Origin of the sequence: Rhizobium sp. WW_1 (assembly GCF_003610155.1) — a bacterium.
GTDB lineage: Bacteria > Pseudomonadota > Alphaproteobacteria > Rhizobiales > Rhizobiaceae > Rhizobium > Rhizobium tropici_A.
Genome location: NZ_RAIN01000011.1, coordinates 25,227 through 38,116, shown reverse-complemented (window position 1 = coordinate 38,116; position 12,890 = coordinate 25,227). Strand labels below are relative to the sequence as shown.

Genomic DNA, 12,890 nt, shown 5'->3' with positions numbered 1-12,890 from the left:
AACCCTTGCTTCTAATCCGACCATATCGACGAGACTTGGAAGACGGGGGAACAGATGACGTTTCTAGGGTCTATTTTTCACCAAGCTCCCGAGATCGCTCTCTTTCTTTCCCTGGCGATCGGATATTGGATCGGCAAGTTCCAGTTCGGCAAGTTCCAGCTTGGCGGTGTAGCAGGATCACTTCTGGTTGCCGTCGTCCTCAGCCAGATCGGCATCACCATCGACAACGGCATCAAGACAGTGCTGTTTGCCCTCTTCATCTATGCCGTCGGTTTCGAGAGCGGGCCGCAATTCTTCCGCTCGCTGGGGCGCCAGTCGATCCGCGAGATCTTGATGGCTGCCGTGCTTGCGATCAGCGGCCTTCTGACCGTCATCGTGCTTTCCAAAATGTTCGGGCTCGACAAGGGGCTCGCAGCGGGCGTGGCGGCCGGCGGACTGACGCAATCGGCCATCATCGGCACGGCAAGTTCGGCGATCGGCAAACTCGGCCTGGCCGCCGATGAGGCGCAGCGCCTGCAGGCGAATGTCGCCATCGGCTATGCCGTAACCTATATTTTCGGCTCGTTCGGCGCGATCATCGTCTGCGTCAACATCCTTCCCTGGTTCATGGGTCGCGGCATCCGCGACGACGCGGTCAAGGCCGAGGCGGCCCTTCTGGCCGGAGCCAAGCTTTACGGCACCGGTGAGGCTGCCGCCTTGCCTGACCTTGTGGGGCGCCTTTTCCAGGTCCGGGAAGCCGCCGGTCGCTCGATCGCCGAAATCGAGACGGGCGCAGGCGCAGGCTCCACCATCGCCATCGAAAGGGTCAAACGCGCCGGAACGATCATCGGCGTCGAACCGGATCTGAAGCTGCAGGCCGACGATATCGTGCTCGTGGTCGGGCGGCGCGCCGGGGTCGTCGAAATGGCGGCAGCGATCGGACCGGAGCTGCAATCGTCCGAAGGGATGGACATGGTGGTGACGACCCAGGATGTCGTGATCGCCAACAAGGACTTTGCCGGCCATACGGTGGCCGAAATCATCGAAGCGACGAAGGACTTGCGTCACGGTGTCTTCGTCCTGCAGGTCAAACGCGGCGGAAGTCCGCTCAATTTGCTCGCTGACACCCGCATCGCCGCCGGCGACGTGGTAACTATCCACGGGCTTCGTGAGGATCTGCAGCGCATCGCCAAGCAGGTCGGCACGGTCATCGTTCCGAGCGACAAGACGGATTTCGTGTTTCACGGACTTGGGATCGTGGTCGGCCTGCTCGTCGGGCTTCTGGTTCTGCGCATCGGCTCGATCCCGTTGACGCTCGGCAGCGGCGGCGGCGCATTGCTCGCAGGCCTCGTCTTCGGCTGGTATCGCAGCCGCAACATGGCGATCGGCAACATGCCGACGGGAGCTTCCACATTGCTGCGCGATCTCGGCCTTGCCGGCTTCGTCGCTGTTGTCGGGCTGCAATCCGGGCAACAGGCGGTGAGCACGATCGCGCAAAGCGGAATTTCGCTGTTCCTGATCGGCGTGGTCGTCACCATCCTGCCACTCATCATCACCATGCTCTTCGGGCGCTACGTGCTGCGCTATGACAACACGGCGATCTTTGCCGGTGCCCTTTCGGGCTCGCGCAGCGCCAACCCGGCCTTCGGCGAAATTCTCGACAAGGCCGGCAACAGCGTTCCCACCACGCCCTTCGCTATAACCTATGCGCTGGCCAATGTCTTCCTGACGCTGCTTGGCCCCCTCGTCGTCGCCTTCGTCTGACATGCTCCACCGAGCAAGGAGAGAACCATGACCGACTACAGCAAGTTTGCGAAACTGAGCCCCTTCGAGCTCAAGGACGAGCTTATTAAACTGGCTTCGGCCAGAGAAAATCGCACCATGCTGAACGCCGGTCGCGGCAATCCGAACTTCATGGCGACACTGCCGCGCCGTGCCTTCTTTCGCCTCGGGCTCTTTGCCGCCGCGGAGGCCGAGCTTTCCTATTCCTATATGCAGAAATGGATCGGCGGCCTGCCCAATATCGATGGCATCGAGGCGCGCTTCGAGCGCTTCACCAGCGAAAACCGCGATCAGGCGGGGGTCGCCTTCCTGCAGCGTGCGTTGAGCTATGTCCGCGACCAGCTGGGCCTCTCCGGCTCGCAATTTCTGCATGAGATGGTCGAAGGCATCCTCGGCTGCAACTATCCGGTGCCGCCGCGCATGCTGAAGATCAGCGAGCAGATCGTCCGGGAATATATCGTCAAGGAAATGATCGGCGGCTCGCTGACGGGCGACAGTATCGATCTATTCGCGGTCGAAGGCGGCACGGCCGCCATGACCTATATCTTCAACACGCTGAAGCAGAACGGCATCGTCAGCAAGGGCGACAAGGTGGCGATCGGTCTGCCGGTATTCACCCCCTATATCGAAATCCCTGAACTCGACGAATACGGCCTCACGGAGGTGGCGATCAACGCCGATCCGAAGAACGGCTGGCAATACAGCGATGAGGAACTCGACAAGCTGAAGGATCCGGCGATCAAGATCTTCTTCTGCATCAATCCGAGCAACCCGCCTTCGGTAAAGCTCGACGACCGCAGCCTCGACAGGATCGCTGACATCGTCAAGAACCACAGGCAGGATCTGATCATTCTGACGGATGATGTCTACGGCACCTTCGCCGACGATTTCCGCTCGCTGTTTGCGACCTGCCCCAACAACACGATCCTCGTCTATTCCTTCTCGAAATATTTCGGCGCCACCGGCTGGCGTCTCGGCGTCGTCGCAACCCATCAGAAGAATGTTCTGGACGACAGGCTGCGCGCCTTGCCGAAGGCAACGAAGACGGCGCTCGACCGCCGCTACGGCTCGCTGCTGCCTGACGTCAGCAAGCTGAAATTCATCGACCGTCTGGTCGCCGACAGCCGCACCGTCGCGCTGAACCACACCGCCGGCCTTTCGACGCCGCAGCAGGTCCAGCTGGTGTTCTTCTCGCTGTTTGCGCTGATGGACGAGAACGATGTCTATAAATCGACCCTCAAGAAGGTCATTCGCAAGCGCGAGGCCACTCTTTACCGCGAGCTCGGCATCCCGGTGACCGACAATCCGAACTCGGTCGACTATTACACGCTTCTCGATCTGGAGGACATTGCGCTAAAACTCTATGGCGCCGACTTCGCCAAATGGGTGAAGAAGAAGTTCTCCGCCAACGAGCTTCTGTTCCGCATCGCCGACGAAACAGGTATCGTGCTCCTGCCCGGCCGCGGCTTCGGCACTCAGCAGCCTTCCGGCCGTGCTTCGCTGGCCAATCTCAATGAATACGAATATGCGGCGATCGGCCGGTCGCTTCGCAAGATGGCGGACGAGTATCATGCGGAATTCAAGAAAAAGCCGTCGAAGTGAGGCTCTGAATGGGCATTGTGCCCATTCAACCCCTTAGCGCTCGCCCGGCGCACGGGTCGTCAATATGTCGCCGACAGCCGGGCCGTGTTCGATCGCACCGTCCTCGCCCCGTCGATATTTGACGCCGACCTTGCATGCGTGGGGAGCCATCTTCCAGACCCAGCCTTTAAGTTGGCGGTCGGTGTCGGGAGGCGAGTAGAGCGGCATGTTGAAGCGCAAGCCATCCTCTTCGCCGAGATCGAGCGTGCACATGACCGTGCCTTCGCCGTCGTCTTCTTCATCGAGGTCCGGCTCCTCCACATGCGTGATAGTGGGACGAAGCGGCTCGACATGAACCAGTACCTGCAGGACGCGTGGAAGATCGGCAAAGGGCGGCGCCGGCAGGCTGTCGTCCGATTCCTCAGGGAAAGCCTCATCCAGCGTGATCCGGCGGAAATAATATTCGCTACGCCCCATTTCGTCCCAGCCGCCGATCGCCGTCGCGATATGGTCCAGATCGTGGATACGCAGGAGGAAGCTGGCTCCGCCCGAATGCATCACCACGAGGCGGTCGTCATTGTCGTCCCCACCCGAAGAACCGGCGCGCAGGATGATGTCGAGCTCAACGATCTCGTCCCCTTCGGCGTTGCGGGAGATTTCGTACGTCCCGGTGTAGAAACGCACGTCGACGCGTTCCAAGCTCCGATAATGGATGCGCCAGAACAGCAGGCTGTAACGACCGTCCGGACGAAGCGCCAGCAGCCTGTGCCAGTCGCTGTAGGAAGACAGGTATAAGCCGGCTAAGTCCTGTCCGTCCGCGATATTCTCGAATGTCGAGCGATGCTCGACCGGCAGGGCGTCAGCCACGGTCGTCGGCTTCTCGGCTGTCGGCCTCGGCGGATCGACGGCATCGCGAAGGCGTCGGTGCATCTCGAAAGCATCGACCTTTGCGATCCGCAGCATCTGCATCGAAAACAGCATCTGGTCGATTTCGTAAACTTCGCCGGATGAGAGCGCTCCGCACTCCTCCCGTGCCGACCGCAGCAATGCCGGAGAAATAAGCGATTCAAGCGATTGTTCATCGCAAAGGAACCGATTGAAGAACTCATCTAGGCTCCAGGCCAGGTCGCTCGTTCTCTTCGAGACAGGGTCGATGAAGGCGACATCCTCATCGGTTGCCGTCAGCTTGCGGTAATAGAGAAGGACGCCGAAGGGCGTCAGCACGATCGGGATGCGCCGCACGTCATCGGACGGCGAAACGATCCATCGGTTGAGTACAGACTGCCAAGGCCGCGGGTCGATTAGGGCGAGTTGCCTATCGCCATAGAATCCAAGCCCCTTCCGGCGCCACAATTCGAGAAGGCTGTCGGGAAGAATGCCTTCATAGGCAGCGATAAGCTCACCGTCAGCGCGGGAAACCTGGCGCGACGGCGGATGGACTGCGACGAAGCGCTGAAGAGCGGGGCGGCGAAACGGAAGGACAAGACGATCAAACATGGGTTGTATATGGACGGCGGTGGGCATCGGGCAAGATGCCCGATCGCTCAGGCATGCGCTTTCGCGGTTTGCTTGATCGCGACAACACGCTCAGGCTTCTGCATCGAGGAATTGCTGGAGGCGCGGCACGACGAAATCGAGGAAGACGCGCACGCGCTGCGGCATACGCGCGCCGCCCAGGAAGACCGCGTGGATCTGTTCCTCGTCGGGCTCGACGACATCGGCAAGCACTTCAACAAGTCGGCCAGCCTCTATATCGGCGCGCACGTGATAGTCGCCCATGCGCGCAAGCCCCACGCCCGCCAGCGCCATGCGGCGCACGGTTTCGCCGTTATTGGCAAGCAGTGAGCTCGTCATCATACGGTCGACGATGCGGCCGCTTTCTCTTACCGGCCAGACGGGCGCGACGCGACGGAAATTGAACCCGAGGCAATTATGTCGGGAGAGATCGTCGACCGAGCACGGTATCCCGTATCGATCGAGGTAGTCCGGTGCCGCCACGATCTTGCGGCGGGCAATGCCGATGCGCCTTGCAATCATGCCTGAATCGGGCAGCGGCCCCACCCGGAAAGCAATGTCGGTACGGTCGAGATAGAGGTCGACGATTTCGTCCGATAGTGAAAGGTCGACCACGACATTGGGATAGGTCCGCCAGAACTCCGGCAATAGCGGCTCCAGGCCGAGCACACCCAGGGCAACGGAGATGTTGACCCGAACCGTGCCGCCCGTCGTGGTCGCGCCCTGCGCCAGCTCCTGCTCGACCTCGTCGAGATCGTGCAGCAGGGCCTGACTGCGCTCATAGTAGATTCGGCCTTCTAAGGTCAGCGACAGCCGCCGTGTCGAGCGCTCGACCAGACGCACGCCGAGCCTAGCCTCGATGCGCGAGATCAGCTTGCTGACAGTCGATGGCGTCATGCGCAAAAGGCGTGCCGCCTCCGAGAAGCTGCCGGCCTCCACGACACGAAGAAACACCTGCATTTCGCCCGCGCGATTATCCATGGGACTCACATCTTTGATTTCATTTCATAGATAATGTGAAAACTCGCCTGATTATCAAGTCTGAACATGTCCCTTATTTCATAGCCCAAGGAAATCGAACGCCATGGCGGCGCTCGATCCATCCAAAGCGGCGAAGCCGCAGGATATATTCGCAAGGAGTTTCAATGCTAAGCGTTACCGCCCATGGCGCAACCATTCCCGCCCTCGGCTTCGGTGTCTTCCGCATGTCGGACGCAGAAGTGGAGCGTGTCATCCCGGCCGCATTGGAGGCCGGCTTTCGTCATTTCGACACCGCACAGATCTATCAGAACGAGGCGGCACTTGGGCGAGCCCTAGAGGCAGCTGGCACGCAACGCGACGACCTGTTCCTGACCACCAAGGTCTGGGTGGACAACTATAGCGTCGACAAGTTCGCCGCCTCGGTCGATGAAAGCCTCGACAAGCTCAAGACCGGGCACGTCGATCTGTTGCTGCTGCACTGGCCGGCGGACAAGGTGTCGATTGCCGACCAGATCGAGATGCTGAACACGGTGAAGGCGGCGGGCAAGACCCGCTTCGTCGGCGTCAGCAACCAGAATATCGCGCAGATGCGCGAATCGGCCAGGCTTTCCAGCACGCCGATCGTGACAAATCAGGTCGAGATCCATCCCTATCTACCCCAGCACGCGCTCGTTGCCGCCGCCAAGGCAAGCGGCGTTCCGATCACCGCCTACTACGGCATGGCCGATGGTGCGGTGCCGAAGGATCAGTTGCTGCAGCAGATCGGCGCCAAATACGGCAAGAACGCCGCGCAGGTCGGGCTGCGCTGGTTGATTGAACAGGGCCACATCGCGCTCTCCAAGACGGCCAATCCAGAGCGCGTCAAGGAGAACATCGCGATCTTCGACTTCAACCTCGACGAGGCGGATATGGCCGCCATCGCCAGTCTCGCACGTCCGGATGGCCGGATCGTCAGCCCGCCGGGCCTCGCTCCGGAATGGGACGTCTAAGGAGATTTCAACATGAACGCCCAGATTTCGACGGCCGAAAAGGCCCAAACATCCTCTCATGCGCAATGGGCACTTCTCGCTCTTGCGATCGGTGCCTTCGGCATCGGCACGACCGAGTTTTCACCGATGGGGCTTCTCCCGGTGATTGCCAAAGGAGTTGATGTCTCGATCCCGACCGCCGGCCTCCTGATCAGCGCCTATGCGATCGGCGTCATGGTCGGCGCTCCCTTCATGACGCTCGCCTTCAGCCGTTTCGGCAAACGCACTGCGCTGATCCTGCTGATGAGCATCTTTACCATCGGCAATCTTATGTCGGCCATGGCGCCCGGCTACTTCACACTGTTGCTTGCCCGGCTCGTCACCAGTCTCAATCATGGCGCCTTCTTTGGTCTCGGCGCCGTCGTGGCGGCAAGCGTGGTGCCGAAGGAAAAGCAGGCAAGCGCCGTCGCCGCCATGTTCATGGGGCTGACGATCGCCAATATCGGCGGCGTGCCGGCTGCCACCTGGGTTGGCCAGGCAATCGGCTGGCGCATGGCTTTCGCCGGAACAGCGCTGATCGGCATCGCAGCCATCGCTGCCTTGTGGTTTGCCCTGCCGAAAGGCGAGCGTGGTGCAATGCCCAACGTGAGACGGGAGCTTGCCGTCCTCACCCATCCGACAGTGCTGCTTGCCATGGCGACGACAGTCATGGGTGCAGGCGCGATGTTCGCGCTCTATACCTACGTTGCCCCGGCGCTGACCGAGCTCACCGGTGCATCCAACAGCTTCGTAACCCTCGGACTGATGTTGATCGGTGTCGGCTTCACGATCGGCAACTGGCTGGGCGGCCGCCTGGCCGACTGGTCGCTTGATGGCGCCACCAAGATCTTCCTTGGCCTGCTTGCGGCTATCATGTTCGTCCTGCCGTTGGCCATGACCAGCCATATCGGCGCGGCAATCGGCCTTCTCGTCTGGGGTGGCGCAGCATTCGCCATTGTCCCGCCAGTGCAGATGCGGGTCATGGAAGCAGCGGCGGAAGCGCCGGGGCTTGCCTCCTCCATCAATGTCGGAGCCTTCAATCTCGGCAATGCTCTGGGAGCGGCCACCGGTGCCGCCGTCATTAGCCTCGGCTTCGGCTATGCCGCCGTCGCGATTGCCGGTGGCCTGCTGGCGGCAGTCGGCCTGGTGCTGGTGTTGATCGGCACGCGCAGATCGTCGTCACTGGCGGCAAATTGCAGCGCTTGACAAGCGCGCGTACCATCATGGGCCATACATCAGGCGCGGAGTATCAAAGCTTCTCGATGTTTGGCCACCAATAACATGCCGCCCGCAGCCTGGTACTACCACCTGCGGGCGGCTTGATGTGATCGCACTCGTGCGTCTCAAGGCAACTTGATCTCGAGCGTGATCATGTAATTGCTGTAGTTGGGAATAGCCGGCGGATTGGCGATCGAATAGGAGGTTATGCGCGGCGGCGTCGACGGCGGCTTCACGTCCGGTCTCCAGGAGGCCTTGATCGTGATCTTGTCGTTAGGGTGATAGGAGAGATCGAGTTGACGGTCCCGGCTTGCTCCATTCCTGGAGCGCTTGCCCGCCAACGACCATTTGTCCCAGGCCGCTTCCACCGTCTCTATGGTCTGGGTACCCTTGCGCTCATAGCCGGCTCCAAGCGAAGCCTTGCCATCTTTGGCGGCCAGCGTGAAAGCCTGATCCTGAACCTTGCCGTCGAAATCGGTCGTGACCGTCGCGCCGCCCTCAAGCGAGCGCTTGCTGCCATCCGTAAGGCGGGCATGCACATCGAAAATGATCGTCTTGTTGCCGACATAGACGCCGACATTCGGATTGAGCCCATTCGTCTTGAAACCGATATCGCTCTTGGCCTTGGTGTCGAGAACAATCGGACGCTCGGGCGACTGAAAATGCTTTCCGAGCCAATCCTGCTGGGACTTGGTCGGCGCAACGGGCTTGCCTGCCGGATCGAACGCACCCATGACCATGCAACGACGGCCGCTCACCCAGCTGTTGACGGCAAAGATCAGATCGCCGTCATTGCCGAGTGCGGCAACACCCTGATGCAGGCTGTTCCTCAGACTGTAGCGACCACAGCAGGACAGGGAATTGTCGCTTGACGCTTCAAACGACCGACCGGAGAAAAGCACGCCCGATGGCAGTCCCGATGCAGTGTCGCCCCCCAGAACAGGGCAGCCGGAAAGTGGTATCAGCCTGTAACTGTCCAAATCCGTTTGCGGCGTCTGGCCCATCGGCCTGGTGAGAGGTGCTAATCCCATATCTGATCTACCGTTTCATTTCGTTGACGAAGGATGAAGATGGAATCTCGCCCGCCGGTAAAGCGTGGAGAGCGATGCGATCTTTGCGTGTCCGACCCGGGGAGTTAGGTCGGCAAACTCATTTGTCCAGTCGGTAGATTGTGCTTCCGACCTATATCGCGAGCTCGATAAATCGGCAGGCAACCTAATTTGTCTGATGATTTGAAGATGCCGGTATTGCCAGCACTGGTTGCTTTCGGATAGACCCTTTCCATCTCACTCGTGCCCAGATTCTCCGGAGCGTGGAAATGCGTCTTGAACCGCAGCAGCGAATTTATGTCTGCTTCTTTCTCTTTGCGGTCTCGATGGGCGCGTTGCTGTCGCGCCTTCCCGATCTCCAGGACGCCTTGCAGATCAACAAATCCGAGCTTGGCCTGACGCTGATCGGTGCTGCGATCGGCGCGCTGATATCGCTCACCTTCGCGCCCCCGATCGTCGCCCGCCTTGGCGCCCGCAAGACGGCCTTCATCACCGTGCTCGGCACGTCGGCATCCCTGGCGCTCGTGCCATGGATGGGCGCAGCTCCCCTTGTTTTCGCAGTCCTCTTCTGTGAGGGGCTGTTGGCAGGCGCGCTCGAAATCAACCTTAATGTCGAGATCGACCGCATTGAGGCGCAGCTCGGCCGCGGCGTCATGAGCCGAGCCCACGGTTTCTGGAGCCTCGGCTTCTTCGTGACGGCCCTGGTATCATCCGTGATACGGCAGGCGGGCGTGACGATGCACCTGCATCTGGGCCTGACATTCGTCCTCGTCCTCGTCATCGGCTCCATCACTATTGCCGGCATGCGCAACGCGCCGGCGCGTCCGACGCAGGATCATGTCGAGACCCACCACATAGCGTTGCCGACGCTTGGTTTGTTGCCACTCTGCGTCATAGGCATCGGGGCGTTCCTGGTCGAGGGTGCAGGCATCGACTGGTCGGCGATCTACATGCGCGACGTGTTCCAAGTCGAGCCGTTCGTTGGCGGCCTCGGCCTGACGCTGTTCACCTTCTTCATGGCACTGGCGCGGCTGTTTGCCGACCGGTTCGTCGATCGCTACGGTTCCCGCTCGGTTGCGCTTTCTCTGCTGTTGCTTGCAACCGCCGGGCTTTGTGCCGTCTGGCTGGCACCGCATCCGAATGTAGCGCTCGTCGGCTTTGCCTTCATGGGCGCGGGCTGCAGCGCGGTCTATCCGCTCGTGGTATCCGCTGCCGCACAACGTACCGACCGCCCGGCCCACATCAACGTCGCAGCCCTCGGACAAATGTCTTTCGTCGTCTTCTTCCTGGCGCCGCCATTGCTTGGATTCGTCGCCGAGCACGCGGGCATTCGCACCGCCTATCTGGTGTGCATCCCAGTCATCCTGGCCGCATTGATGGGCATCGGATCGCTTTCGACGCGCCGCAGCGCCTTTGCATGAGGATTACCCGACCTCCCCTTCCCGCGAGAAAGAGGAGCGAAACAGCCTCGGCGTCGTTCCCGTTCGCCGCTTGAAAATATCGTAAAACCGGCTGCTGGAACCGAAGCCGCAATCATAGGCGATCTGCAGGATTGGCGTGTCCGTCTCGGCGAGCTGCTGCATCGCGCGCGCCAGGCGATAACGCGTGAGATATTCGTTGACCGGAATGCCAAGTACGCTGCGGAAAATCTTGTTGGCTGTGCTTGGATGCATTCCGGCAAGCCCCGCCAGCATCGGCAGGCTGACCGGCTCGGAATAATGGCTATGGATCAGATCGGCCAGCGTTTCGGCCCGACCCACGGCAATGCCGGCGCCGGATGCCTGGGACTGGCGAGATATCGGGCGATCGCCGATCGGAATATCGAGGATGAAGCGCCTAATCCTGAGCTTGATCTCATCGCGGATCAATTGACGCCGGGCGGCATCGCCGCATTGCCACTCCTCCACCCATTGAGGCAGGAGAATAGCATCCGTGGCATGGGCACGCGCATCCGCTGAAAAGCGTCCCTGCATGATCGACTGCCTGACGTTGCGATCGATCGGCAGACCGAGGAAATCAGTTAGCGGAAGGTAGATGCACACGAGCGGCGCGTCTGGCGTCACGGCAATCGTCCTATGAGGGATGGCAGCCCAGAAAAGCACCAGACGCCCCGCCTCCACGCGTTCCTGCCTTCCATTGAAGATGTAAGCCATCTCGCCTTCGAGCAGAAAGTTCAGCTCGACGTGATCATGCCAATGCGCCGCATTCATCGCATCGGCGATATGCTGCTCGATCAGAAAATTACCTTCCGATGCGAGCAGGGCTCCCCGCTCGGCGGATATGCGAAGTCGTGACACGGTTGCCTGCTTTCTGGCGCGAATCCGGGAATAATTTCTTTACTAGCAGGAGGAAATCCCAGTTTAAATGCTGCATCTAACTCCGCAGACATCTCTTGTGGAGAGTTCCCATGCCAAAGATCTGCCTGATCGGTGCCGGCAGCACCGTTTTCGCCCAGAATATTCTAGGCGACGTCCTTTCCAGCAAAAGCGGTGGCGATTACGTCATCAGCCTCTTCGACATCGACCCTGAACGCCTGAAGACTTCCGAGATAGTGGCGCAGCGCATCTGCGAGGCGCTTCATCTCGACAAGGTACGCGTCGAGGCGACGCTCGATCGCCGAAAAGCACTGCAGGGTTCGGATTTCGTCATCCTGATGATGCAGGTGGGCGGCTACAAGCCGGCGACCGTGACCGATTTCGAAGTTCCGAAACGGCATGGGCTACGGCAGACCATCGCCGATACGCTCGGGATCGGTGGGATCTTCCGCGGGCTGCGCACAATTCCCGTGCTGGAAGCGATCTGCCGTGACGTGGAAGAGGTCTGCCCTAACGCGCTCCTGATGCAATATGTCAACCCGATGGCGATCAATTGCTGGGCGATCAAGGAAATTGCCCCGAGCATTCGCACCGTCGGCCTTTGCCACAGCGTGCAGCACACCGCCGCCCATCTTGCCGATTGCCTCGGTGAGGATATTGCCGATATCAACTATCTCTCGGCCGGCATCAACCATGTCGCCTTCTTCCTCAAATATGAAAAGCTGCGGGCCGATGGCAGCCGCGAGGATCTCTATCCGCGCCTGCGCGCACTGACCGAGGAAGGGCGCGTTCCTTCCGGCGACCGCGTCCGTTTCGACGTTTTGAAACGGCTTGGCCACTTCGTCACGGAATCGAGCGAGCATTTTTCGGAATATACGTCCTGGTACATCAAGGAAGGCCGCAATGATCTGATCGCGCAGCTCAACATTCCGCTGGATGAGTATATCCGCCGCTGCGAGGTCCAGATCGCCGAATGGCACGAGCTGCGCCGCGATCTTGAAGGCGGCAAGCCGATCGATGTTTGCCGCAGCAATGAATATGCAGCCGGCATCATTCATGCCGCCGTCAGCGGCCAGCCTGCGCTGATCTACGGAAACGTCCCGAACAATGGCCTCATCCAGAACCTGCCCGACGAATGCATCGTCGAGGTGCCCTGTCATGTCGATCACAACGGCATTCAGCCGATCCGCATCGGGCGCATACCTTCGCAGCTCGCTGCCGTCATGCGCTTGAGCGTTTCCGTACAGGAACTGACGGTCGAGGCGGCACTGACGAAAAGGCGGGATCGCATCTACCAGGCAGCGCTTCTCGATCCCCATACGTCGGCGGAGCTGTCACCGGATCAGATCTGGAAGATGGTGGATGACATGATCGAGCGGCACGGCAGTCTTCTGCCCGCCTATCACTAGCCATATTCGGCATCGGGCCGTCACGCGCAAGCGCGGTTTCCTCGCGAAAGGAAG

Annotated in this window: 10 protein-coding genes; 6 read left to right on the top strand and 4 right to left on the bottom strand. The window is 60.4% G+C overall.

Annotated features, from left to right (window positions below; translation table 11 throughout):
• The first annotated feature begins 54 nt into the window (after positions 1-54).
• Together aspT and BJ928_RS26845 are read left to right on the top strand one after the other, a co-directional pair.
• On the top strand, positions 55-1,743 hold the full coding sequence (aspT, locus tag BJ928_RS26850; RefSeq protein WP_047633651.1) for an aspartate-alanine antiporter: 1,689 nt from the start codon (positions 55-57) through the stop codon (positions 1,741-1,743).
• 27 nt (positions 1,744-1,770) lie between these two features.
• Complete coding sequence (locus BJ928_RS26845; RefSeq protein ID WP_047633652.1) at positions 1,771-3,363, top strand: bifunctional aspartate transaminase/aspartate 4-decarboxylase; 1,593 nt, start codon at positions 1,771-1,773, stop codon at positions 3,361-3,363.
• A 33-nt stretch (positions 3,364-3,396) separates the two neighbouring features.
• Here BJ928_RS26845 and BJ928_RS26840 read toward each other — a convergent pair whose 3' ends face one another.
• A complete protein-coding gene (locus BJ928_RS26840; RefSeq protein WP_063769466.1) occupies positions 3,397-4,839 on the bottom strand; it encodes a GAD-like domain-containing protein in 1,443 nt (480 codons plus the stop codon).
• A gap of 90 nt (positions 4,840-4,929) precedes the next feature.
• Entirely contained in the window at positions 4,930-5,838 is a 909-nt protein-coding gene (locus BJ928_RS26835) for a LysR family transcriptional regulator (protein WP_047633653.1), read from the bottom strand.
• A 164-nt stretch (positions 5,839-6,002) separates the two neighbouring features.
• Here BJ928_RS26835 and BJ928_RS26830 point away from each other — a divergent pair, with 164 nt between their 5' ends.
• Together BJ928_RS26830 and BJ928_RS26825 are read left to right on the top strand one after the other, a co-directional pair.
• Positions 6,003-6,827 (top strand): aldo/keto reductase, encoded by an 825-nt coding sequence (locus BJ928_RS26830; protein WP_047633654.1) that lies wholly within the window; start codon positions 6,003-6,005, stop codon positions 6,825-6,827.
• A 12-nt stretch (positions 6,828-6,839) separates the two neighbouring features.
• Entirely contained in the window at positions 6,840-8,051 is a 1,212-nt protein-coding gene (locus BJ928_RS26825; RefSeq protein ID WP_052227807.1) for an MFS transporter, read from the top strand.
• A gap of 137 nt (positions 8,052-8,188) precedes the next feature.
• Here BJ928_RS26825 and BJ928_RS26820 read toward each other — a convergent pair whose 3' ends face one another.
• Positions 8,189-9,094 carry a hypothetical protein gene (locus tag BJ928_RS26820; protein ID WP_147413943.1) on the bottom strand — a complete coding sequence of 302 codons (906 nt, stop codon included), beginning with the start codon at positions 9,092-9,094 and terminating at the stop codon, positions 8,189-8,191.
• A gap of 287 nt (positions 9,095-9,381) precedes the next feature.
• Here BJ928_RS26820 and BJ928_RS26815 point away from each other — a divergent pair, with 287 nt between their 5' ends.
• The gene (locus tag BJ928_RS26815; protein ID WP_047633656.1) at positions 9,382-10,533 is read left to right on the top strand and encodes an MFS transporter; all 1,152 of its coding nucleotides are present in this window, start codon (positions 9,382-9,384) and stop codon (positions 10,531-10,533) included.
• A gap of 3 nt (positions 10,534-10,536) precedes the next feature.
• Here the strand turns inward: BJ928_RS26815 and BJ928_RS26810 are convergent, their stop codons facing one another.
• Positions 10,537-11,409, bottom strand: a complete 873-nt coding sequence (locus BJ928_RS26810) for a helix-turn-helix domain-containing protein (RefSeq protein WP_047633657.1) — start codon at positions 11,407-11,409, stop codon at positions 10,537-10,539.
• Between the two features lie 110 nt (positions 11,410-11,519).
• Between BJ928_RS26810 and BJ928_RS26805 the strand changes: the two genes are divergently transcribed.
• Positions 11,520-12,836, top strand: a complete 1,317-nt coding sequence (locus BJ928_RS26805) for an alpha-glucosidase/alpha-galactosidase (protein ID WP_047633658.1) — start codon at positions 11,520-11,522, stop codon at positions 12,834-12,836.
• Positions 12,837-12,890: the final 54 nt, after the last annotated feature.

Coding starts and splice junctions, on each gene's coding strand:
- aspT (WP_047633651.1), top strand. CDS start 55: ATGACGTTTCTAGGGTCTATTTTTCACCAAGCTCCCGAGATCGCTCTC.
- BJ928_RS26845 (WP_047633652.1), top strand. CDS start 1,771: ATGACCGACTACAGCAAGTTTGCGAAACTGAGCCCCTTCGAGCTCAAG.
- BJ928_RS26840 (WP_063769466.1), bottom strand. CDS start 4,839: ATGTTTGATCGTCTTGTCCTTCCGTTTCGCCGCCCCGCTCTTCAGCGC.
- BJ928_RS26835 (WP_047633653.1), bottom strand. CDS start 5,838: ATGGATAATCGCGCGGGCGAAATGCAGGTGTTTCTTCGTGTCGTGGAG.
- BJ928_RS26830 (WP_047633654.1), top strand. CDS start 6,003: ATGCTAAGCGTTACCGCCCATGGCGCAACCATTCCCGCCCTCGGCTTC.
- BJ928_RS26825 (WP_052227807.1), top strand. CDS start 6,840: ATGAACGCCCAGATTTCGACGGCCGAAAAGGCCCAAACATCCTCTCAT.
- BJ928_RS26820 (WP_147413943.1), bottom strand. CDS start 9,094: ATGGGATTAGCACCTCTCACCAGGCCGATGGGCCAGACGCCGCAAACG.
- BJ928_RS26815 (WP_047633656.1), top strand. CDS start 9,382: ATGCGTCTTGAACCGCAGCAGCGAATTTATGTCTGCTTCTTTCTCTTT.
- BJ928_RS26805 (WP_047633658.1), top strand. CDS start 11,520: ATGCCAAAGATCTGCCTGATCGGTGCCGGCAGCACCGTTTTCGCCCAG.